21 protein-coding genes and 1 pseudogene are annotated in these 19976 nt (G+C 63.2%); 14 read left to right on the top strand and 8 right to left on the bottom strand.

Annotated features, from left to right (window positions below; translation table 11 throughout):
- Window positions 1-65 precede the first annotated feature (65 nt).
- Window positions 66-233, bottom strand: coding sequence for a DUF1328 domain-containing protein (locus BLT09_RS11945; RefSeq protein WP_023797107.1), 168 nt, complete (start codon window positions 231-233; stop codon window positions 66-68).
- A 230-nt stretch (window positions 234-463) separates the two neighbouring features.
- Window positions 464-1258: a response regulator gene (locus BLT09_RS11940; RefSeq protein ID WP_091593233.1), complete on the bottom strand. Its 795-nt coding sequence runs from the start codon at window positions 1256-1258 to the stop codon at window positions 464-466.
- A gap of 235 nt (window positions 1259-1493) precedes the next feature.
- Here BLT09_RS11940 and BLT09_RS11935 point away from each other — a divergent pair, with 235 nt between their 5' ends.
- Together BLT09_RS11935 and BLT09_RS11930 are read left to right on the top strand one after the other, a co-directional pair.
- A complete protein-coding gene (locus BLT09_RS11935; RefSeq protein ID WP_091593232.1) occupies window positions 1494-1697 on the top strand; it encodes a NepR family anti-sigma factor in 204 nt (67 codons plus the stop codon).
- A 3-nt stretch (window positions 1698-1700) separates the two neighbouring features.
- A complete protein-coding gene (locus BLT09_RS11930) occupies window positions 1701-2252 on the top strand; it encodes an RNA polymerase sigma factor (protein ID WP_023797110.1) in 552 nt (183 codons plus the stop codon).
- A gap of 72 nt (window positions 2253-2324) precedes the next feature.
- Here BLT09_RS11930 and BLT09_RS11925 read toward each other — a convergent pair whose 3' ends face one another.
- Window positions 2325-2645 carry a response regulator gene (locus BLT09_RS11925; protein WP_268931463.1) on the bottom strand — a complete coding sequence of 107 codons (321 nt, stop codon included), beginning with the start codon at window positions 2643-2645 and terminating at the stop codon, window positions 2325-2327.
- A gap of 344 nt (window positions 2646-2989) precedes the next feature.
- On the opposite strand from BLT09_RS11925, the pseudogene BLT09_RS33650 reads away from it, so the two are divergent.
- From BLT09_RS33650 to BLT09_RS11910, 3 genes and pseudogenes are all read left to right on the top strand, one after another.
- Window positions 2990-3150 (top strand): annotated as a pseudogene (locus tag BLT09_RS33650) (Crp/Fnr family transcriptional regulator); the annotation flags it as partial.
- A gap of 126 nt (window positions 3151-3276) precedes the next feature.
- Window positions 3277-3603 carry an ElaB/YgaM/YqjD family protein gene (locus BLT09_RS11915; RefSeq protein ID WP_091593226.1) on the top strand — a complete coding sequence of 109 codons (327 nt, stop codon included), beginning with the start codon at window positions 3277-3279 and terminating at the stop codon, window positions 3601-3603.
- Window positions 3604-3614: 11 nt separating this feature from the next.
- A complete protein-coding gene (locus tag BLT09_RS11910) occupies window positions 3615-4079 on the top strand; it encodes a hypothetical protein (protein ID WP_091593224.1) in 465 nt (154 codons plus the stop codon).
- A 97-nt stretch (window positions 4080-4176) separates the two neighbouring features.
- On the opposite strand, the gene BLT09_RS11905 is transcribed toward BLT09_RS11910, so the two are convergent.
- Window positions 4177-5709 carry a sensor histidine kinase gene (locus BLT09_RS11905; RefSeq protein WP_091593222.1) on the bottom strand — a complete coding sequence of 511 codons (1533 nt, stop codon included), beginning with the start codon at window positions 5707-5709 and terminating at the stop codon, window positions 4177-4179.
- 182 nt (window positions 5710-5891) lie between these two features.
- Between BLT09_RS11905 and BLT09_RS11900 the strand changes: the two genes are divergently transcribed.
- On the top strand, window positions 5892-6092 hold the full coding sequence (locus BLT09_RS11900; protein ID WP_023797117.1) for a hypothetical protein: 201 nt from the start codon (window positions 5892-5894) through the stop codon (window positions 6090-6092).
- Between the two features lie 29 nt (window positions 6093-6121).
- On the opposite strand, the gene BLT09_RS11895 is transcribed toward BLT09_RS11900, so the two are convergent.
- Complete coding sequence (locus BLT09_RS11895; RefSeq protein ID WP_091593221.1) at window positions 6122-7042, bottom strand: diacylglycerol/lipid kinase family protein; 921 nt, start codon at window positions 7040-7042, stop codon at window positions 6122-6124.
- A gap of 284 nt (window positions 7043-7326) precedes the next feature.
- Between BLT09_RS11895 and BLT09_RS11890 the strand changes: the two genes are divergently transcribed.
- Window positions 7327-8844, top strand: coding sequence for a PRC-barrel domain-containing protein (locus BLT09_RS11890; RefSeq protein WP_091593219.1), 1518 nt, complete (start codon window positions 7327-7329; stop codon window positions 8842-8844).
- A 49-nt stretch (window positions 8845-8893) separates the two neighbouring features.
- Here BLT09_RS11890 and BLT09_RS11885 read toward each other — a convergent pair whose 3' ends face one another.
- The gene (locus tag BLT09_RS11885) at window positions 8894-10474 is read right to left on the bottom strand and encodes an alkaline phosphatase family protein (protein ID WP_091593217.1); all 1581 of its coding nucleotides are present in this window, start codon (window positions 10472-10474) and stop codon (window positions 8894-8896) included.
- 232 nt (window positions 10475-10706) lie between these two features.
- Here BLT09_RS11885 and BLT09_RS11880 point away from each other — a divergent pair, with 232 nt between their 5' ends.
- From BLT09_RS11880 to BLT09_RS11850, 6 genes are all read left to right on the top strand, one after another.
- Complete coding sequence (locus BLT09_RS11880) at window positions 10707-11639, top strand: VOC family protein (protein ID WP_091593215.1); 933 nt, start codon at window positions 10707-10709, stop codon at window positions 11637-11639.
- 98 nt (window positions 11640-11737) lie between these two features.
- Window positions 11738-12361 (top strand): alpha/beta hydrolase, encoded by a 624-nt coding sequence (locus BLT09_RS11875; protein ID WP_091593213.1) that lies wholly within the window; start codon window positions 11738-11740, stop codon window positions 12359-12361.
- A gap of 3 nt (window positions 12362-12364) precedes the next feature.
- The gene (locus BLT09_RS11870; protein WP_023797123.1) at window positions 12365-12664 is read left to right on the top strand and encodes a GNAT family N-acetyltransferase; all 300 of its coding nucleotides are present in this window, start codon (window positions 12365-12367) and stop codon (window positions 12662-12664) included.
- Window positions 12665-12975: 311 nt separating this feature from the next.
- Window positions 12976-14034, top strand: coding sequence for a dipeptidase (locus BLT09_RS11860; protein WP_091593209.1), 1059 nt, complete (start codon window positions 12976-12978; stop codon window positions 14032-14034).
- Between the two features lie 132 nt (window positions 14035-14166).
- On the top strand, window positions 14167-15453 hold the full coding sequence (locus tag BLT09_RS11855; protein WP_167366409.1) for a flavin monoamine oxidase family protein: 1287 nt from the start codon (window positions 14167-14169) through the stop codon (window positions 15451-15453).
- A 265-nt stretch (window positions 15454-15718) separates the two neighbouring features.
- Window positions 15719-16129: a hypothetical protein gene (locus BLT09_RS11850; protein ID WP_091593207.1), complete on the top strand. Its 411-nt coding sequence runs from the start codon at window positions 15719-15721 to the stop codon at window positions 16127-16129.
- A gap of 130 nt (window positions 16130-16259) precedes the next feature.
- Here BLT09_RS11850 and BLT09_RS11845 read toward each other — a convergent pair whose 3' ends face one another.
- Both BLT09_RS11845 and BLT09_RS11840 read right to left on the bottom strand, forming a co-directional pair.
- Window positions 16260-18344, bottom strand: coding sequence for a PAS domain S-box protein (locus BLT09_RS11845; protein WP_167366408.1), 2085 nt, complete (start codon window positions 18342-18344; stop codon window positions 16260-16262).
- Between the two features lie 71 nt (window positions 18345-18415).
- Window positions 18416-19195, bottom strand: a complete 780-nt coding sequence (locus tag BLT09_RS11840) for a response regulator (protein WP_208602500.1) — start codon at window positions 19193-19195, stop codon at window positions 18416-18418.
- A 47-nt stretch (window positions 19196-19242) separates the two neighbouring features.
- Between BLT09_RS11840 and BLT09_RS11835 the strand changes: the two genes are divergently transcribed.
- Entirely contained in the window at window positions 19243-19929 is a 687-nt protein-coding gene (locus BLT09_RS11835; RefSeq protein WP_091593205.1) for a response regulator transcription factor, read from the top strand.
- The last annotated feature ends 47 nt before the right edge of the window (window positions 19930-19976 follow it).

The raw sequence follows: 19976 nt of genomic DNA, 5'->3' as shown, positions 1-19976 counted from the left end.
AGGACACCGCCCGGCGGTAGCTGGAAACCGCTTGAGGGGTGCGGCTCCCAGTGTGCGATCGCAGTTCACGACGCGCGTTTGAACAAGCCCGCAATAAGCGAAATGATCAGGAAAGCGAGGAAGATGAAAAACAATATCTGCGCTATACCAGCCGACGTGCCGGCGATGCCGCCGAAGCCAAGAGCGCCTGCAATGATCGCAACGACGAGAAATACGAGGGCCCAGTAAAGCATGGTCCATCTCCTTCGAATAGTATGCCAAAAACGTCTTTCGCTGGCGTTTGTTCCAGCATTTTCCGAAAAAGACGATCCCTGTAAAGCTTTCCCGCTCGAATTGGATCGTCATGCTCAGGTGAGTTGCAAGTGACGTGTGCCGGCCGCAAGCGGCCAGCGTTACTCATCTGTGGAAAACGGGCGATCGGAGGAACTGTGGAAAAGGGCCGCTCAGGGCGGGCTGCCCGGCCCTATGCGGCGGCTTTCGCATGCCGGTCAAAGAACAGCGCCTGGCTGATCAGGGCCTTGACCATCTCCGGATTGAACGGCTTGGTAACGAGGAAGGCCGGCTCCGGCCGCTCGCCGGTCAGCAGGCGTTCGGGAAAAGCGGTGATGAAGATCACCGGCACCGGGGTGGTCGACAGGATCTCGTTGACCGCTTCGATGCCCGAGCTGCCGTCGGCAAGCTGGATATCGGCCAGCACCATCTTCGGTCGCGTCTTGGTGAACATCGCCACCGCCTCGGCATGGGTACGCGCCGTTCCGACAACGCGATGGCCCAGGCTCTCGACCATTTGCTCGATGTCCATGGCGATCAGCGGCTCGTCCTCGATGATCAGCACATCGGTTGCCACCTGGCGGGAAATCTCGTTGCTGGCCTCGGCAAGAAGCTCGGAGAACTCCTGATCGTCGACGTCGAGGATCTCCGCCGCCTCGTCTTCGCTGAAACCTTCCACGGCGACCAGCAGGAAGGCCTGGCGGGGGCGGGGTGAGATCGCGTTCAGATTGGCGGCGGCGCGCTGTTCCCACGCCGACTGCGGGTGTTCCTGCGGAACGCGGATGGCGACCGATGTGAACAGCCTGGCGAAGACCTTGTAGAGCGCGATGCGGTCATTCGACGCGTTCGGAAAGATGTCGACGTCGGCGATGATGGCCTCGAGCATCGCGGCGACCAGCGCGTCGCCACTCTCCTGCGATCCGGAGACGGCCCGCGAAAAGCGGCGCAGGAACGGCAGGTGTGGAGCGATGGTTGCGGACAGGCTCATGATGGACGTCTCCCTCTGACGTAATTGCATAGATTGCAGGCCAAGCTGATGACAAGCCCCGAGAATAAACCCTGAAAACATAAACGCCGGCTTTCCCAAAAAGTTCCGAGGGCTTGGAACTAATGTACGCCGAAGGCGTTTGAGATCGGGACGGGCAACCAGACGAGGGGGCCGCCTGCTTTGCGTCGCGTATTGAAGGGCGGCAGGGTACTGGGACAAAGGGCGAAATGACGACATGAGCAAAGACAACACGGCTGGCGCTGCAACGAACCGGCGCCGGGCTGCTTCCGGCGACCCGCTCGGGCCAAACTCGGAAATCGGCCGCAAACTCAAACAATATTACGACGAGCTGGTCTCCGATAGCGTGCCGGATCGTTTCGCCCAATTGCTCAGACAGTTGGAACAGGCCCAACCTGCACCTGCACGGAAAAAGGATTGAGGCATGGCGGCCGTGTCCCAGAGCTTCAAGACGGATTTGCTCGCCTCGATTCCGAGCCTGCGGGCCTTTGCCGTGTCGTTGACGCAAAACGCCGATAAGGCCGACGATCTGGTGCAGGAGACGCTGGTGAAGGCGTGGGACAAGCATGAGAGCTTCGAGCCGGGCACCAATCTCAAGGCATGGCTGTTCACCATCCTGCGCAACGAATTCTATTCGCAGATGCGCAAGCGCGGCCGCGAGGTGCAGGATAGCGACGGCATCATGACCGCCAGACTAGCCGTCCATCCGGCCCAGCACGGCCAGCTCGACCTCAAGGACTTTCGGAGCGCGCTCGAGCAATTGCCAGAGGACCAGCGCGAAGCCATCATTCTCATCGGCGCGTCGGGCTTTTCCTACGAGGAAGCCGCCGAAATTTGCGGCTGTGCGGTCGGAACGATCAAGAGCCGCGTCAGCCGCGCCCGCACGCGGCTGCAGGAAATCCTGAAGATTTCCGGCGACGACGAGTTTGGCCCGGATGCGATCTCGGCTCAGGTGACGGGGTCGAACGCCGCCTGAATACGCACCACCGGTAATGTGGGACCCTGTAATTAATGTCGGGCCCGGTAATCGGGCTCCGGTTTGCGGACATCAAACAACAGGGCCGCGCCCGCACGCCGCCGCCACTGCCTGCACGAGATCGTCTCCCGAATAGGGCTTGGTGACCAATCTGACATCCGGAAAGGACACCCTGATTTCGTCCATGTCGGAATAGCCCGAGGCGAAGACGAAAGGCACGCCCGATTCGCGCAGCCGCGAAGCGAAATCGAGTGTCGAAGCGCCGCCCAGCATGAGATCGACGATGGCAGCGTCGAATTGCGAGGCAACGCTCTGCCGATCGATCTCAGCCAGATCGCGGGCGACGATCACATCGCCGGCGCCATAGTCGCGGCAAAGCTGCTCGACATCCATGGCGATCAGGAATTCATCCTCCAGAACAAGAATCCGCAATCCGTCCAGCAAGGGTGGCACGTGGCAATGTCTCCGTGGGGCGCAGGGAATAGGGAGCGCAAGGGATAGAGGAGTCATGATCCCTATTTGGCTTCCTGTCATTTAAAGTTATTTCGCATCCTGTCATTTAAATATTTCGCATCCTGTCATTTAAAAAAGACATGCCGCCGCAGATGGCGGAACCTCGACGCCTGCAGGGCGTTCGCTATCGCCTTCCGGAAGCGGGCCTGCTTCGAAGAGGGATTGAAATGTCTGGCCAGAACGGCCGTTCCTTGTCCGCCCGCCGGTATTCGGGTGAGAACTGCCCACTGCGGCCGTTGCATCTCGCCGATACGCTCGGCCTGTCGCTGGTCCACACCAACAAGACGATCCGAAAGCTGATCGACCGCAAGCCTATCTTCTGGCGCGACGGCGGCTGCGAGGTGGTCGACAAGGGTTGAGCGAAGGTCGCCGACCGCTGATCTGAGCGGCTAGCGGAGACGTGCCGGGCTGGACTCGGCTGCGTAAACACCCTTTCATGGCAGTTGTTCCGATTTCGGAACCTTGGGGTGGGTCGAACGTTTCGACCCGAGCAAACGCAAGGAGTCAAGCAATGGCGACTGCCGCAGGAAAGTCCCCGAACGAAAGCCGGCCAAATTCGGACCTTGAAGAAGACATCAGGCAGCTGAAAGTCGACATTCAGAAACTCACCGAACAGCTGGCCGAGACCGGCCAACACGGTTACGGGGCTGCTCGTCGCGTTGCTGCGGAAGGGGTCGAGCAATTGCGCGCCCAAGGCGAAGCAGCCTTTGAAAATATGCGCAGCAACGCCAAGGATATCGAAGCTCAAGTGGTGGCGAGCGTGCGCGAAAAGCCGGTGACGTCGCTGGCAATCGCGGCAGGCGTCGGCTTTCTGTTTGCGCTTCTCGCACGCCGCTAGTCTCAGCCCAGATGGGAATGCTGGCATCGTTGATCTCGGCTCTTGCCTCGGGTGAAGTCGTTGCAGCCGTGCGCCGCGCGCGCACGGCTGCGATCGTCTATGCGCTCGCAGCACTTGCCGCACTGTGCGGCCTCGGTTTCCTCGTCGGAGCGGCCTATGTCTGGGTGGCGGGTCGCTATGGGCCGATGGCAGCCTGCCTTGGTTTCGGGGTCGGCTTCCTGCTGATCGCAGGGCTCCTCCTGCTCATCCATCAGCTGTCGGCTGGCGCGCGCGCCCGACGCCGGGCGCGGAGGCGCAATGCCGATATGAAGGCGGTCGGCATCACGGCAGCGCTCGCCGTGCTGCCGGCGCTACTCAAGGGGAAAGGCGGCTTGGGCACGATACTCGCCCCGGCGATTGCACTCGCCGCCTACGCCATCTACCGCGAGAACACAAAGCCTGATGCCGACGATCCGGATGCCGGCGAGGCGAAATAGCCCGAAGCGTTTCTTCTTCTTGTCGGCAATGATCCGAAAAACCGGGTTCCACTTTCCCCTGACGCGGACCTTCGGTTCGGGATCCATGGTCGAGCGGTCACTTCGGCAGATCCTCCAGCGGCATCGATATTTCGGCGAACACGCCTTCCGGCCGGAATTCGTGGGTCACTTCACTGGAGATGACCTTGGCCAGGCTGCGGCGGATCAGGATCGAGCCAAAGCCGTGGCGTTCGGGCGAGGCAACTTCAGGCCCGCCGCTTTCGCGCCAGGTCAGCACCAGGCGCCGGGCGCCTTTCCGAACCTGTGCCTTCCAGTCGAGATCGACCTTGCCCGACGCCGCCGACAGCGCTCCGTGTTGCAGCGCGTTGCTGGCCAGTTCATGCAGGATCAGGCCAAGCCCGACTGCCTGGTCAGGCGAAAGCAGCAGATCGGCGCCTGAGATCGTCATGCGCGGCTGATCGGCGGTGTCGAACGGCTTGACCTCGATCTGCACGAGTTCGCGGATGCCAATGCCGCGCCACTCGCGGTCGGACAGCAGGCTGTGGGCGGCGCCCAGCGCCTGAAGCCTGGCGCTGAAGGCGTCGAGGAAATCCCTCGGCTGGCGGGCATGGCGAACTGTCTGCGTCGCCAGCGCCTGGACGGTGGCCAGCGTGTTCTTGACGCGATGGTTCAGCTCGCGCAGCAACAGCCGCTGCCGCTCATCGCCGAGCTTGCGTTCGGTGATGTCGTAGTTGACGCCGAAGATCAGCGTCGGCTTGCCGTCGCCGTCACGCTCGATGACCCGGCCGCGCGTAGCGAGCCAGCGCGGGGGGCTGAGGCCCTTCACGCGGTATTCGCCAAAATAATCGTCGCCGCCGCTCAGCACGTCGCGAAAGCGCGTCTCGGTCTGGTAGGCGTCACGCGGGTCGATGGCGGCGAGGATATCGCGTGCTCTCAGCCGGGTCGAGCGCGGCAGGTCGAACAGCTCGGACAATCGGGCATCGCATTCGATCATATCGCTATGGATATCCCATGCCCAGCTCGCGAGCGATGCGGCATCGAGCGCAATGCCGCGCCGCTTTTCCTCGCGCGCCAGTGCCGCAGCGGCGCTGGCGGCGTTGCGGGTGGCGTCCTTCAATGCGAACAGGCTGGCAGCGAGGCTGGCGAGCGCCGTCAATTGTTCGAGCTGCGCGGCAGACGGCGACCCGCGCGGCCTCCGGTCGAGCACGCAGAGCGTGCCGATCCGGGCGCCGGCCACCACAATCGCCGCACCCGCATAGAAACGGAAATGATGCTCGCCAGTGACCAGCGGGCTGGCGTTGAAGCGTGAATCCATGGTCGCATCCGTCACCACCATCGGCTGGTCGCCGGCAGCAATGGTGTGGGCGCAGAAGGATGTATCGGTCGCGGCCTCGGTCTCGTCCAGGCCGACACAGGACTTGAACCACTGCCGCTCGACATCGACGACCGTCACCAGCGCGACAGGTGTTTGCATCACCGCGGCGGCGAGCCCACTGATAGTGTCGAAGTCAGGATCGGCCGCCGTGTCGATTGCATCGAGATCATGGAGCACGGCAAGCCGATCCTGCGCCGTTACCACGCTAAGGACATCGACCGGCAGATTCGGCTTTGTCACTACCCTGCTATCCACAAGTCCCCCAGATGCATCGGCTTGCAGCCATCCGCGCTGGGCCCAGTTGCCGGGCCCTGAAACCGGAACCTTCGCCCTGAGGAACCGTTACCCAACCACATTTTGCCAGCCGCGCCGCCAGCCGCCAACCGACATGCCAGCGCCAAACGAAATGCCAGCGCCAACCGAAATGGAGGCCGATCATGCCCAAGATCGTTCCTGAAGACAAAGCCCGGCAGGGACGCTGGGGGTGGCACACCTTCCGTATCTTGATCGCTGCGCTGCTTTTGGCGTTTATCGCCTGGGGCATCGCCGAGATCTACGGCAACATGATAGACCGGACGCCGACAACCGAACAGGGCGAGCTTCCCAGGAACGAGCAGGGCGAGATTCCCAGAGGCTGAAGCCTTCCGATCGACTGTGCCGGGATGCATCACGCTGCCCTCGCTTGGACGGCGCGCGCCGGGACGAGAACGTTCAGCGCACCAGGATGAATTTCGATCGTCGTTTCGCGGTCAAGCCTGACCAGTTCGCCATCCATGACGGCGCGAAATTTCTTCGCAGCCGAGTGGAGTTTCAAAACGGCCCGGTCAGCCTGGTGGATCTCCACATGCTCGCTGTCGCGCCATTTGCCGCGCGCCATGTCGAAGAGGACCCTGACCAGTTCGCCACGCCGCCGCGCCACCGTGACATAGATGCCGAGCACGCCGCCGGCGGGATTGTCGGCATAGGGCAGATGACCCTCACCGAACAGATTGTTGGTGATGCCGATGCCGGTGGTGCGCGTCACGATCTCGGCCTCGCCGATGGTCAGCGTCACCTTCATCGCCGAAGGGTTGTTGATCGCCGCCCAGGCAGCCTTTGCCGAGGCCCGCATCTTTCCCAACCGCGAGCCATACTCCATGGCTTGGCGAAGCTGGACCATCCTGGCATGCATGCCGATCGAGAATTGATGCACGAATGGCTTGCCGTTGGCGGTTGCCATATCGACTGCAATAACCTCACCGTCGGCAAAGGATTTCACGGCCGCGTCAAGGGTTTGTGGAATGCCGAGCCCGCGCGCGAACAGGTTCATCGTGCCAGCCGGTAAAATGGCAAGCGCTTTCTTGCTGCCCATCAACCGAGCCGCCGCGGCCGAAATGGTGCCGTCGCCGCCACCGGCCAGCACAATGTCGACACTATGCCTGGAAGCGATGCGGTCCAGCGTTGCGACAATGTCCCTGCCGGCAACGATTTCGATATCGATGCGGTGGCCTGCTGCCTCCAATGTCTGGCGCATTCGGTCGGTGAAGGCGGAGAGATCAACCGTTCGCAGGGTGCCGCCCTCCTGGTTCAGCACCGCCGCAAATCGCATTCCCCCGCTCCGATTTTTCTTGGCTACCATTGGATAATCATCGGCCGTAACAGACCGAGCCATGGGCCGAAACGGGGCGGTTGAAAAAAAGTTCCGCAGCTCTAACGAAAATACAGGAGCCAATCTCACCCGGCCAAACGCATAATTGAGCGCGATTCGGGTGGTTTTTTCACAACGCTCGCCCTGGTGTCGGAACAACGGCGCGGTCACGACGTTGTGAATGTGTAACGCCGCGACCGAGCTCCCTTGCTCGCGGCCAGAGATAACGCACGAGGAGGATTACGATGATCCGCACCCTTTTATCCACCACCGCACTGGCAGCGTTGATTGCGACCGGTGCGTATGCGCAGGAAGCCACAACACCGGCGCCCACCCAGGAGCCGGCGGTCCAGGAGACCGCTCCGGCGGCTCCCGCTGCGCGGGCCGAGGGCAGCCTGATGACCAATATCATTGGTGAATCCGTCTATAACGGCACCGGCGACGATGCCGAGAACATCGGTGAGGTCAGTGACGTCGTCTTCGATGAAAACGGTCAGGCGAAATCCGTCGTCATCGGCGTCGGCGGCTTTCTTGGCGTTGGCGCCAAGAATGTCGCTTTCGACTACAACAAGCTGCAATGGGCCGAACGGAATGGCGACCGCTGGCTGATTGCCGAAACCACAAAGGATGAGCTGACGGCTCAGCCGGACTTCGACCGCACGCCATACGATCCGGCTCCTGCGGCCACCGACACCACGGCTACGGCTCCCGCTCCATCGACCTCGACGGATACAACGGCGCAAAATGCTCCGGCGGCTCCAGCCGATAGCGCCGCAGCTCCGGCCGAACCTGTGAAGAGTGCCGACGGCAACCTTGCCACGAATATCATCGGCGAAACCGTCTATAACGGCACTGGCGACGACGCTCAAAACATCGGCGACGTGAACGACATCGTTCTGGCCAAGGATGGCAAGGCCGAGTCGCTGATCATTGGCGTCGGCGGCTTCCTCGAGGTTGGCGAAAAGAATGTCGCCTATCAGTTCGACAAGGCCAAGTGGGCGGAGAGGGATGGCGATCGCTGGCTGGTGGCCGAGACCACGAAGGAAGACCTGGAGGCGCTGCCGGAGTTCGACCGCGAGCCCTATGATCCCGCCCCGGCGACAACCGCATCGACTGACGCGGCGACGCCGGCGCCAGTAACCACCACCCCTGCTGTCACTCCAGCCCCGGCGGAAAAGACCGCGGAAGCTCCGGCGGCAACGCCTGAACCCGCTGCTCCGGCACCGGCAGACAAGACGGCCGAGGCCCCGGCGGCAATGCCTGACACGACTGCTCCGGCACCGGCGGACAAGACGGCCGAGGCTCCGGCTGCAGCAACGCCTGACACCACTGCTCCGGCACCGGCGGACAAGACGGCCGAGGCACCGGCTGCAACAACGCCTGACGCAACACCCGACCAGACACAGACCGCGGCGATCGACAAGTCGGCGCTGACTGAAATGCCGGTCGACAAAATCCGCTCCGAGGATTTGGTTGGAACCACCGTCTATGGCGCCAACGATGTCAACCTCGGTGAGATTGGTGACGTCGTGCTGACGGGCGACAAGAAGGTCGACGCCGTCATCATCGACGTCGGCGGTTTCCTCGGGGTTGGCGAGAAGGAAGTGGCGATCGGCATGGACAACCTTAAATTCATGACCGACAAGGATGGCAATCGCTATCTCTACACGAACTTCACCAAGGAGCAGCTCGAGGGGCAGGCCCCCTATGACAAGGCCACATATGCGCAAAACCGCGACACCCAGCGCATGATGATGCGCTAGCTTGCGCCAACGATGAAAGAGGCCCGCGGCGGCAACGGCGCGGGCCTTTTCATGATGGGAAAGGTGGCAGGCCTGCGACGTGGCCGACCACGCCATCCTCGGTCAGTTCGGCAAGCGCCAGCGACTGATCGAGATGTTCGGCCCGCCAGGCAAGCAGCCTTTCGGCAAGCTCCAGGCGGACCGGCAGATAGGTCGGGTCGGCAGCGACATTGGTCAGTTCGTTCCGATCCTGCTCCAGGTCGAACAGCAGCGGCGGCAGGCCGCCGCCGAAATGTACATATTTGAATTGTTTCGTGCGGATGACCGCCAGATTGCATTGGCGCGGACCGACGCCGAAATGGCGCTCGGCATGACCGTCGGCAACCGAGCGGAAGTCGAACTCCCAATGCGCGGCCCCGCGCCAGTTGCCCGGCTCCCCGGCATCCAGGAACGGCTTCAGCGATTGTCCGTCGAGATGCGGCGGGGATACCTCGCCAAGCAGATCGAGCAATGTCGGCGCTATGTCCACCGCTTCGGTGAAGCGGTCGACGCTGGCGCCGGCCGCCTTGCGGCGACGCGGGTCGCGGATGATCAGCGGAATATGAAAACTGCCGTCGAAGAAGCCGCCCTTGCCCAGCATGAAATGGTCGCCCATCATCTCGGCATGGTCAGAGGTCAGCACGACGATGGTGTCGTCCCAGGCATCCGCCGCCTTGACCGCCTGCCAGATGCGGCCAAGCTGCGCGTCGACTTCCGAGATCATGCCGTAATAGAGCGCGCGGATGCGGCCAAAATTGTCGTCGCCCCAGTCGCGCACCTTGCCCTCGGCGCCGGGGCGGAAATTTGCCCGCTGCTGCTGGTCAAGTTCATAGGCGAGGTAGGGGTGGCTCTGCGCCTCGGCCTGCCAGTTCGCGGCGCGGCGGAAGGCTGTTCCGTCGGCTGGGCCATACATGCTGTTGTAAGGCTCCGGCACGATGAAGGGCGGATGCGGGCTGAGGAAGGAAAGATGCGCGAACCACGGTGTACCGCGCTCCTGTTCGCCGAGCCAGCGGACGAATTCGCCGGTCAGGAAGGCGGCTGGGGTCTCGTCCTTCGAGTAGACGGGCGGTGAGGTGGTCACGGCGCCGTCCGTCGTGGCAGCAACGATTTCGTCCGCTGGGCGATGGATATCGGGAAAACCGGCGCTGCTATCGATGCCGCGCGCTTTGAGCCATGACAGCCACGGTTTCTGGTGCTCCGGCAGGAGTTGGCGCACGGTGAAGCCGGGCAGCACGCCTTCATAGCTTTTCAGCCGCGGGTCGCCTGGCGCCAGCATGCGCGGATCGGGCGACACGTCGGTATAGCCGAACAGCGTCGGATCATAGCCGAGACTGCGTGCCGAGAGCGCGATGTTGCCATGGCGGGCGTCGAGCGGCGTGCCGTTGCGGCAGACGCGGTTGTTCATCTGGTAAAGGCCGGTGTAGAGGCAGGCGCGTGCCGGCGAGCAGGGCGCCGCCCCGCCAAAATGCTGTCGAAACAGCACACCCTCGGCGGCGAGCGCATCGGCATTCGGCGTTCGCACCACCTTGTGGCCTGCCGCCGACAGGCAGTCGCCGCGCCACTGGTCGCAGGTGATCAGGAGAACATTCGGGCGTCTGTCTTTTCTGACCAATGCGGGTGTCCTTCATTGAAAACCTGTCGCGAATACCTGCCGATCACGGGAGCCGAATTTTTGTTGCGACACAAGCCTCAGGTGTTCGCAAAATGGTGAACAAAAGTCGCTTTATTGTTCACTTATAGAGCACAGTCTATTCTGTGTTTGCGGCCTTTGCCGCCGGCTGGCGGCTCCTCATATTGGCGTGGACCGCGGCATGGGCCGCACAGGACAAGGAAGGAGCAGGAAAATGCTCAACCAGATCAGGGGTCTGCATCACGTCACCTCGATGGCCAGGGATGCGCGCCAGAACAACGAGTTCTTCACAAAAAAGCTCGGCCTGCGCCGGGTCAAGAAAACCGTCAATTTCGACGCGCCGGATGTCTACCATCTCTACTATGCCGACGAGCTCGGCACGCCCGGTTCGGTGATGACCTACTTTCCGTTCCCCAACATCGGCAAGGGCCGCCACGGCGTTGGCGAGGTCGGCACCACGGTCTATTCGGTGCCCGAAGGCACGCTTGCCTATTGGGAAAAGCGTTTTGCCGATAAGGGCGTCGCCGGGCTGTCGCGCGAAGAGAGCTTCGGCGACAAGCGCCTTGGCTTCGCCGGTCCCGATGGGGACGGGTTTGCGCTGGTCGAGGACAAGGCCGACACCCGTGCGCCATGGGCGAAGGGCGATGTTCCGTCCGACGAGGCGATCCGCGGCTTTCACTCGGTGTCGCTCAGGCTGAAGGATGGCGGCGCCACGGAAGAGCTGCTGAAATTCATGGGCTATGAGGAAGTCGACACGTCTGGAACTGTAAAAAGGCTGGCGGTGAAGGACGGCAACGGTGCCAACATCGTCGATATCGAATCGCTGCCGGGCGCCACTTTTGCCGATCTCGGCGCCGGCTCGGTCCACCACGTCGCCTTCGCTGTCGAAAACCGCGCCAAGCAGCTCGAAGTGCGCAAGGCGCTGATGGACACCGGCTACCAGGTGACGCCGGTGATCGACCGCGATTATTTCTGGGCGATCTATTTCCGCACGCCGGGCGGCGTGCTGTTCGAAGTCGCCACCAACGAGCCGGGCTTCGACCGCGACGAGGACGCCGCCCATCTCGGCGAGGCGCTGAAGCTGCCGTCGCAGCACCAGCATCTGAGGCCGTATCTCGAGCAACATCTGCAGAAGCTGGAAGACTAAAAGCGCATCGCGTTTGACCAGGTTGGGCGACGCGCCTTTAGTTTGGTCATCGCAAAACCGCTGCGCACTTTTGCGCGACATGCATTAAGGACAAGGCCATGAGCAACGACGCTTACACCTACAAGACACTGCCGGGTTCGCCTGATGGATCGCTGCTCTTCGTCTTCCACGGCACCGGGGCCGACGAGAACCAGCTTCTGTCGCTCGGGCGTGATCTCGCGCCGCAGGCGACTATCGTTTCGCCGCGCGGCGATGTCTCGGAAGACGGTGCTGCGCGCTTCTTTCGCCGCACCGGCGAGGGCGTCTACGACATGGACGACCTGGCGCGGGCGACGGACAAGATGATTGGCTTCGTCAAGGCGCATATCGGGGCGGCAAAGCCCGCGTCGGTGCTTGGCCTCGGCTATTCCAACGGCGCCAACATCCTGGCCTCGGTGATGTTCGCGGCGCCCTCTCTGTTCGATGCGGCGGTGCTGATGCATCCGCTGATTCCATTCGAACCGGAGGTGAAGGGCGGCTTGGCCGGCCGCCGCATCCTGGTCACAGCAGGCAGGCGCGATCCGATCTGTCCGCCCAACCTGACGTCGCGGCTGGAAGCCCATTTGCGCGCCGATGGCGCCGATGTCACAGTGGAGTGGCACGACGGCGGCCATGAGGTGCAGTCGAACGAGATCGAGGCGGCGCGGCGGTTCCTGTCCGCTACGCCGGCAGAAGGAGCGTAAGCAATGCCTGACCAATTGCCGGAGGTCGAACTGGAGGATCGCGGTTCCAAGGGCCGTTATCTCCTGCGCGGGCCTGACGGCGCCGAGGCGGAGATGACTTTTACCAAGGTCGGCGAGCACCAGATCATCATCGACCACACCGAAGTGCCGGATGCGTTTCGCGGCCAGGGCGCGGGGCTTAGGCTCGTTACCCGCGCCGTCGAGGACGCGCGCGCGGCGGGCAAGAAGATCATTCCGCTCTGCCCGTTCGCCAACGCCCAGTTCCGACGTCACCAGGAATGGGCCGACGTGCTGAAGCAATAGCGTCGATCCCGGCGCCAGTGGCTCCCCCTTCTCCCCTTGTGGGAGAAGGTGGCCGAGCGAAGCTCGGTCGGATGAGGGGTGCTCCAGCTTGGCACCGACAGCACTCTGTCCAACACCCCTCAACCGTCTCGGCGCTGCGCGCCGATCCACCTTCTCCCACAAGGGGAGAAGGCAAGAACGCGCCCAAAGCCCCTCGCCTTCAATTCGGCGTCTCCTGCCCGATCGTTCGAGCGCTCGACTTGCCTAGTGGGTATTGCCTTGCCTAAGTAGGATATTGCCCGCCCGACCAATCGAACCGAAATGATCCCTTGATGACCGAAACCGATCTTGTCCCCGTCTTCGACGGCCACAACGACACGCTGCTCAGGCTCTATCAGTCGAAAGACGCGGATGTCGAAAGGCTGTTCATCGAGGGAACATCGGGTGGCCACATCGACCTGCCGCGTGCGAAACAGGGCGGCTTTGCCGGCGGCATGTTCGCAATCTTTCCGCCGCCGGTCGAGAAATCCAAGCGCAGTGCGGTTCCTCCCGCGCCAAGCGAGATCGAGCCCCTGCCGCCCGAAATTGCGCGCGCCGACGCGCTTGCTTCCACCATCGCCATGGCCTCGATCCTGTTCAGGCTGGAACGAGCGTCGGCGCTCACCGTCTGCCGCAGCGCCGGCGATGTGCGAAACGCGATGGCGCAAGGGGCGATCGCAGCGGTGTTCCATATCGAAGGCGTCGAGGCGATCGACCCCGAACTGACCATGCTCGACGTGCTGCATGCGGCCGGCTTGCGCTCGCTCGGCATCGTCTGGAGCCGCCCGAACGCTTTCGGCAATGGCGTGCCGTTCCGTTTCCCGTCGACGCCCGACACCGGACCTGGCCTGACCGATGCCGGCAAGGCGCTGGTCAAGGCCTGCAACCAGCTCGGCATCATGGTCGATCTTTCGCACCTCAACGAGAAGGGGTTTCGCGACGTCGCCGAGATCAGCGACGCACCACTGGTCGCGACCCATTCCAATGTCCATGCGATCTGCGGCCATTCGCGTAACCTCACCGAATGGCAGCTCGGCGCGATCCGCGACTCGGGCGGCATGGTCGGGCTGAATTTCGCGACCGGGTTTTTGCGCGAAGACGGCAGGATGAATGCCGATACCAGTCTCGACGTCATGGTGCGCCATGTCGATTCACTGCTGCATGCTTTGGGCGAAGACGGCGTCGGGCTCGGGTCCGACTTCGACGGCGCCATGATCCCGGCTGTGATCGGCGACGTCACCGGCCTGCCGAAGCTGCTCGACGCGTTCGCCGCGCACGGCTTCGGTCGCGCGCTGATCGAGAAGATCGCCTACCGCAACTGGATAAGCATGCTGGAAAAGACCATTGGCTAAAGCGGGTCGCCCGGCGGAGCAGCCAGCGACCTGCAATTCGATCGAGCGGGGTTTGATGATCTCGACAGGACCGCTGTCTCCGAAGCTCAAGCCGCGGATGATTGCGGACGTCGAGACCTTCAGGGCCGGCTCTTGAAGCGCCAGACGGTACGAACCGATGTCGCCATCGTCGGCGCCGGCTTTACCGGCCTGTCAGCCGCGCATGAATTGAGCAAGGCCGGCATTAATCTTGCGCTGCTCGAGGCGCGCGGCCGCGTCGGCGGGCGGGTCGAGTCCCAGTGGAACGGGCTTGGCGAGCGGATCGACAGCGGCGGTCAGTTCCTGTGCGAGGACATGCCGGAACTGATGGCCCTGGTGCGAGCGCGCGGCAAGACGTTGGTCGAGACCTATGCCAAGGGCGAGTTCGTCGCCCAGCCGCTGACCGGCGCAAAGCAAGTCGAGCGAATCTACCACGCCTCGATGTCGATCCGCGACCGCATGAACGCGATCGCACCGGGCGATCCGGCTATCGCCGGCTTGACCGTCGCCGCTTGGCTCGATCGCCAGAACGATCCCGGCGAGGCCAAGGCGGCTTTCCGCTCGATGATCCAGGGCCTGTGGTGCCAAGCGCTCGAAAAACTGCCGCTTTGGCACCTCATCGACAATGACCGTCGTATCACCAACGAGGTGTCGGAACTGCAGTATTTCGTGCTCGAAACCATGCAGTCCCTGGCGGATGATCTGGCTGGCGATCTCGGCGACCGCCTGCGATTGAACACGCCGGTCAGAACGATCGAGCGCAGACCGGGAGGCGTTCGTCTCGCGTCGACGACGGGCTCGATCACGGCTCGAATAGCGCTGATCGCCATGCCGCCGATGATGGCTTCGAAGCTGGACTTCGCGCCGCCGCTGCCGGCTGCCTTGCAAAGGGCTCTCGGCGTCTGGCAGAGCGGCGCGGTGATCAAAGTACAAATGCGCTATGCCACCGCGTTTTGGCGCGCCAGGGGCCTGAGCGGCATGGTGATGTGGCGCGATCCGCCGGCACTTTTTGCCTGTGACGCCAGCAAGGACGACGGCCACCCCGCGTTGGTCGTCTTTGTCGGCGGGCCGCTTGCCCTCCGCTGGCGGGAACTTGGAGATGCCGCGTTGCGCACCGAGGTTATGGCGCGGCTGAGGCAGGCGCTCGGCACGGACGCGGACGACTTCATCGACTTCAGCTGTCGCGACTGGACCGACGATCGCTGGAGCGGTGGCGGCTACGCCGATCTCATCATCGATACGAGCGCCACCGAGGCCGAAAAAACCATCCTGGCCGGCGCGCCGCCGGTGTATTTCGCATCCTCGGAATTGTCGCCGTCGTTTCCGGGCTATGTCGAAGGCGCAATCGTGGCTGGGCGCATTGCGGCACAGAAAATCCTGAGGGAATTTAATCCGCAGTAATCACCAGCGCCTCATCGTCGCAGGCGGGGGCGTCTCAAGGTGACGACCGGACGTCGCCGGGCCAGAGCGGCGGCGCGATTTGATCCCGTGAACACGCATCTGGACGAAAACAGTTCGGCAACGAACGCCATCGCCCCTGCATGACCGCCCGCCGAATTCCCGTTTCAAAGCTGTTACACGGTCAGTTTGCGTGCGTCGTTCGTACGTTACAGGGTGCGGCTATGTTCGTTTCCACAGAAAAAGAAGATCGACGAAGGGAAGCACGATGTATACGAAAATCCGGACTGCCGGCAATGACCGCCGCCTGCAGGCGCCGGAGCGCAACGACCGGCGGCCGAAGCTGGCGCTGCGCCAGCGCGCCAACGACCATCCGATGGCGCTGTTCGTGGTGCTGGGCGCCGCCGCATTCGTCGGCATGGCGTTCGCGCCGACGGTTGGTCCCGCCTTTGCTTCGCTGAACCCGCCGGCAAACATCGTCAAGGGCGCGCCGACCACGACCAAGACCGCGCGGCTGCCGATGCCGGAGATCGATTTTGTCTGCAAGGGGCAGGCCTGGGGCGCCGAGAGTGCGGACTGCCTGCGCGTCATTGCCGAGCAATCCGGCATTCACAAGGCCCGCGCGGTTCGCGTGATCGCCAATGCCGCGCCGCTGACCGATATCCCGAACGTTTTTTGATGCCCGAGCGACCCCTCCAGCGCTCCAGGCAGGCTCCCGCCGCATCCTCGGCCGGGAGTCTTTTTTCTCTGGAAAGCCCTTTGTTGAGCATCGGATTTTTTCAAAAATCGATTTCCACCGGTCCGAAGTCCTAGCTGCCCAATGCGGCCTGCTCGGCGATGGCCGACAGCACCCCGCGCACGTCCAGCGTGCTGAACGGCTTTTCCAGGATCTGCGGCCGCTGCGGCGCCGGCAATGCCTCGATTTCGGCTTTCGCGCCGATCAGGTCGCCGGTGACCAGAACGAAGCGCCGCGCCAGATCAGGCTTTTCGGCGAGCAGTTCGCGATAGATCGATATGCCGCTGGTGCCGGGCATGCGCAGATCGGAAAAGACGATGTCCGGCGGCATATGGCCCGACAAGGTCGCGGCGGCCGACGCCCAGGCCGGCACGATCCGCGACTTGATGCCCATCAACTCCAGAATGTCGGACAGCGAGGCGGCGACATCCGGCTCGTCGTCGATGATCAGGGCATGGCGCAATCCGCTCGAGCGCGACGGGCTTTCGCCGGCGGCGGCCGCGCCGCCGGCGATCGCCGGCAACTGGACGACGAAACGGGCGCCTCTCGGCAGAACTTCCTCGAACCAGACATTGCCATTGTGCCGTTCGATGATCGATTTCGAGATCGACAGGCCGATGCCGGTGCCGACGCCGACCGGCTTGGTGGTGAAATACGATTCGAAGATGCGAGAACGTATCGCTTCCGGCACGCCCGGCCCGTTGTCCTCGACCGAGAAACAGGGATTGCCGCGATCGCTGCGAAACGTGCGAACCTTGATCAGCCGGTCGCCGCCGATGCCGGCCAGAGCGTGCTGGCTGTTGATGAGGAAGTTGGCGGCCACTTGCGTCACATGGTCGGCGTCGGCCATGGCCAGCAGCGGGCCGCTGGCGAAATCGGTGTCGATAATGATGCCGGTCGACCTGGCGCCGTAGGCGGTCACTTCGAGCGCCGCGCGGACCACCTGGTTGAGGTCGGTCTCGGCCTGCGACGCCGGATGCAGGCGGACCATCGAGAGGAAGCTCTTGACGATGCGGCCGCAGCGCTCTGCGGCGGCACGCACCTTTTCGGCGCGCACCTTGGTCTGCGGGTCTGAAGCGAACTCGTGCAACAAAGTCGATTGGGCGACGACCACGGCAAGCGGGTTGTTGAGCTCGTGTGACACGCCGGCAAGCAGCGAGCCCATCGCCGCCATCTTCTCGTTCTGGTGCAGCTTTTCGCGCTGGCGGCCGATCTCCTCCTCGGCACGCAATTTGTCGCGAAGGTCGCGGATCGAGCCGAAGATCAGGCGGCGGTCGGCGACCCGCATCTCGGTTGCCGTCAATTCGATCGGAAAGACCTCGCCGGCAGCATTCTGGGTGACGGTCTCGATCCGCTGCCCGACCATCGGCGCTCCGCGGCCCGACATGTATTCGGCGCCCGACACATAGCCCTTGCGATAATATTCCGGAACGACGGTGTCGAGCAGGTCCTTGCCGAGGATGTCGCTGCGCTGGTAGCCGAACATCTTTTCGGCGGCCGGATTGAACTCGATGATCGAACCGGTCTCGTCGATGACGATGATCGCGTCGAGCGAGGCCTGCAGCATGGTGCGGCGGATGACTTCGCTGGCGTGGGCATCGGAAAGCGATCGTTCGATGGCGTCGCCGATGGCCAGCGCCACGATGTGCAGCGTTGCCTCTTCCTCGTTGGTCCATTCGCGCTCGTTCACGCAGTCGTTGACCGCCAGCGTGCCCCACAGATGGCCATGCGCAAAGACCGACACCGACAGGAACGACTTGATGTGCTGCTTTTCGAAGTCGGTTCTCAGAAAGCCTTCGAGGTCGCGCGTGTGTCCCGCGAAGATCTTGCCTTGCCGCTCGTCCTCCGCCAACCGTTCCAGCAGTGGGTCCGAATTGACAACCGACTGCATGATCACCGTCGGCGATGCCAGCTCGCCACCATATCGGGGGTCGATCCAGTAGGCCGCCACCGATTGGGCAAAGCCTTGGCCGGGCAGTTCGCGCAGCCGAAACAGGATGCCGCGCTGGCAATCCATGGCCCCGCACAGCGCTTCAAGGATGCTGCCCATCTCGCGCTGCCAGTCGCCAGCTTCGTGAAGCCGGCGAACGATGTGAACAGCGGCCATCGCCGCGCCCTGCCTGATGCCGTGCCTATCGCTGCGTGCTTCAGCCGTCATGGTCAACCGTCATGGGTCAGCCGTCATTTCACAGTCGTGCCACCGAGAGTGGTTACCAGTGGTCGCGCCGCTCAGTTGCCTTCGCCGGTCGGCAGCGAGAAGATATAGCCTTCGCCGCGGACTGTGCGCAGGAATTTCGGATTGGCCGGGTCCGCCTCGATCTTCTTCCTCAGCCGCATGATGCGGATATCGACTGCACGTGAGGATTCAGGATCTTCCGCGAAGCCGATAGCCTCGGAGATCGCCGCACGCGTCAGCAAGCGGTTGGCACGCGTCAGGAAGACCTCCAGCACGTCGAACTCGCTCTTGGCCAGGTCGATGACCGTCCCATTGGTGCCGGTGACGAACCGACCGTCGAGATCGGCATGGAAAGGTCCGAAGCTCATGGAACGGCGGTTGGCAGTTGTTTCGGCCTTGGCGGCCTGCGGCTCGGCCGGCTGCGGCACGCGGCGCAGCACGCTGCGGACCCGAGCCAGCACCTCGCGCAATTCGTAAGGCTTGACGATGTAGTCGTCGGCGCCGAGTTCCAGCCCGACGATGCGGTCGAGCGCGGTGCCGGCGGCAGTGGCATAGATAATGCCGATCGGCGTTTTCGAGCGCATCCAGCGGCCAAGCGACAGGCCGTCCTCGCCCGGCATGGCGATGTCGAGGATGGCCAAGTGAAACGACTGCGTTTCCAGCAAGGTTCGCGCAGCGCTGGCACTCTCGGCCGTAGCGACATCGTAGCCGCTGGCGTCGAGATACTCGGCAACCGCGTCCCTCAGATCCGGCTCGTCCTCGACGACGACAATTCGTGCCCGCACGATGCTCTCGCTCCCGCTTCCAGCGGAAAGTAGATTGGGTATAAACATCATGTCCAGCACTCATCTTGGGTTGCCGGGTTGCAGGGTGGAAAAAAATGGCTACACGATCCATCATCGCGCTTGTTTCCGTCGCCGAAGTGGTCGCAACCGATCTGGCCGACCATCTCGAACGGCGCGGTCATGACGTGCGCGCAGTGCGGCAGCCGTGGGAGGCCGAATCCTTGCTTTCCGGAAACGGCATCGATGTCGTTGTCGTCGGCGACAGCCTCAGCCAGGCGGAAGGGCGTGATCTGCTCAAGCGCCATGGCGGCGAGGGCGGGCCGGATTTCATCCTGATCTGCCGGCCGGCCGATCTCGTCGACAAGGTTCTGGCGCTCGAGCTCGGCGCCGCCGACGTCGTCGAGAGCCCGCTCAACGTCAGGGAACTCGCCGCCCGTATCGGCGGCTTGCTGGCACGGCGCGGCCGGAACGCCGGGGAATTGGTCGTGCTGGAGAACGCGACGGTCGACCTCCGGTCGGCCATGGTCATGCATCGCTCCGGCACGGAAGAACAGTTGTCGCCGGGTCAGGTGGCGCTGCTCAGATTGTTCCTTGCCAGTCCGCGCAAGGTCTTGACGCGCGACGATATCATTGCCGCCGCGCCCGCCGAAAATGCCGATGCCTTCGATCGCTCGATCGATTCGCGCATCGTGCGACTGCGCCGCAAGCTCGACACCGAAACCATCACCACTATACGGGGTGCGGGCTACCGGTTCGATCCGCCGACGCAGTTCGCCGACTGAGGCCCAGCCCCTCACCAGCGAGCCCCTCCCATACTGTCCACAGGCCC

Source organism: Mesorhizobium muleiense (assembly GCF_900099905.1).
Taxonomy (GTDB): Bacteria; Pseudomonadota; Alphaproteobacteria; order Rhizobiales; family Rhizobiaceae; genus Mesorhizobium; species Mesorhizobium muleiense.
The sequence above is the reverse complement of the archived record's forward strand: the minus strand, read 5'-3'. Positions and strand labels throughout refer to the sequence as shown.

Coding starts and splice junctions, on each gene's coding strand:
- BLT09_RS11945 (WP_023797107.1), bottom strand. CDS start 233: ATGCTTTACTGGGCCCTCGTATTTCTCGTCGTTGCGATCATTGCAGGC.
- BLT09_RS11940 (WP_091593233.1), bottom strand. CDS start 1,258: ATGAGCCTGTCCGCAACCATCGCTCCACACCTGCCGTTCCTGCGCCGC.
- BLT09_RS11935 (WP_091593232.1), top strand. CDS start 1,494: ATGAGCAAAGACAACACGGCTGGCGCTGCAACGAACCGGCGCCGGGCT.
- BLT09_RS11930 (WP_023797110.1), top strand. CDS start 1,701: ATGGCGGCCGTGTCCCAGAGCTTCAAGACGGATTTGCTCGCCTCGATT.
- BLT09_RS11925 (WP_268931463.1), bottom strand. CDS start 2,645: ATGGATGTCGAGCAGCTTTGCCGCGACTATGGCGCCGGCGATGTGATC.
- BLT09_RS11915 (WP_091593226.1), top strand. CDS start 3,277: ATGGCGACTGCCGCAGGAAAGTCCCCGAACGAAAGCCGGCCAAATTCG.
- BLT09_RS11910 (WP_091593224.1), top strand. CDS start 3,615: ATGGGAATGCTGGCATCGTTGATCTCGGCTCTTGCCTCGGGTGAAGTC.
- BLT09_RS11900 (WP_023797117.1), top strand. CDS start 5,892: ATGCCCAAGATCGTTCCTGAAGACAAAGCCCGGCAGGGACGCTGGGGG.
- BLT09_RS11895 (WP_091593221.1), bottom strand. CDS start 7,042: ATGCGATTTGCGGCGGTGCTGAACCAGGAGGGCGGCACCCTGCGAACG.
- BLT09_RS11890 (WP_091593219.1), top strand. CDS start 7,327: ATGATCCGCACCCTTTTATCCACCACCGCACTGGCAGCGTTGATTGCG.
- BLT09_RS11880 (WP_091593215.1), top strand. CDS start 10,707: ATGCTCAACCAGATCAGGGGTCTGCATCACGTCACCTCGATGGCCAGG.
- BLT09_RS11875 (WP_091593213.1), top strand. CDS start 11,738: ATGAGCAACGACGCTTACACCTACAAGACACTGCCGGGTTCGCCTGAT.
- BLT09_RS11870 (WP_023797123.1), top strand. CDS start 12,365: ATGCCTGACCAATTGCCGGAGGTCGAACTGGAGGATCGCGGTTCCAAG.
- BLT09_RS11860 (WP_091593209.1), top strand. CDS start 12,976: ATGACCGAAACCGATCTTGTCCCCGTCTTCGACGGCCACAACGACACG.
- BLT09_RS11850 (WP_091593207.1), top strand. CDS start 15,719: ATGTATACGAAAATCCGGACTGCCGGCAATGACCGCCGCCTGCAGGCG.
- BLT09_RS11845 (WP_167366408.1), bottom strand. CDS start 18,344: ATGACGGCTGAAGCACGCAGCGATAGGCACGGCATCAGGCAGGGCGCG.
- BLT09_RS11840 (WP_208602500.1), bottom strand. CDS start 19,195: ATGTTTATACCCAATCTACTTTCCGCTGGAAGCGGGAGCGAGAGCATC.
- BLT09_RS11835 (WP_091593205.1), top strand. CDS start 19,243: ATGGCTACACGATCCATCATCGCGCTTGTTTCCGTCGCCGAAGTGGTC.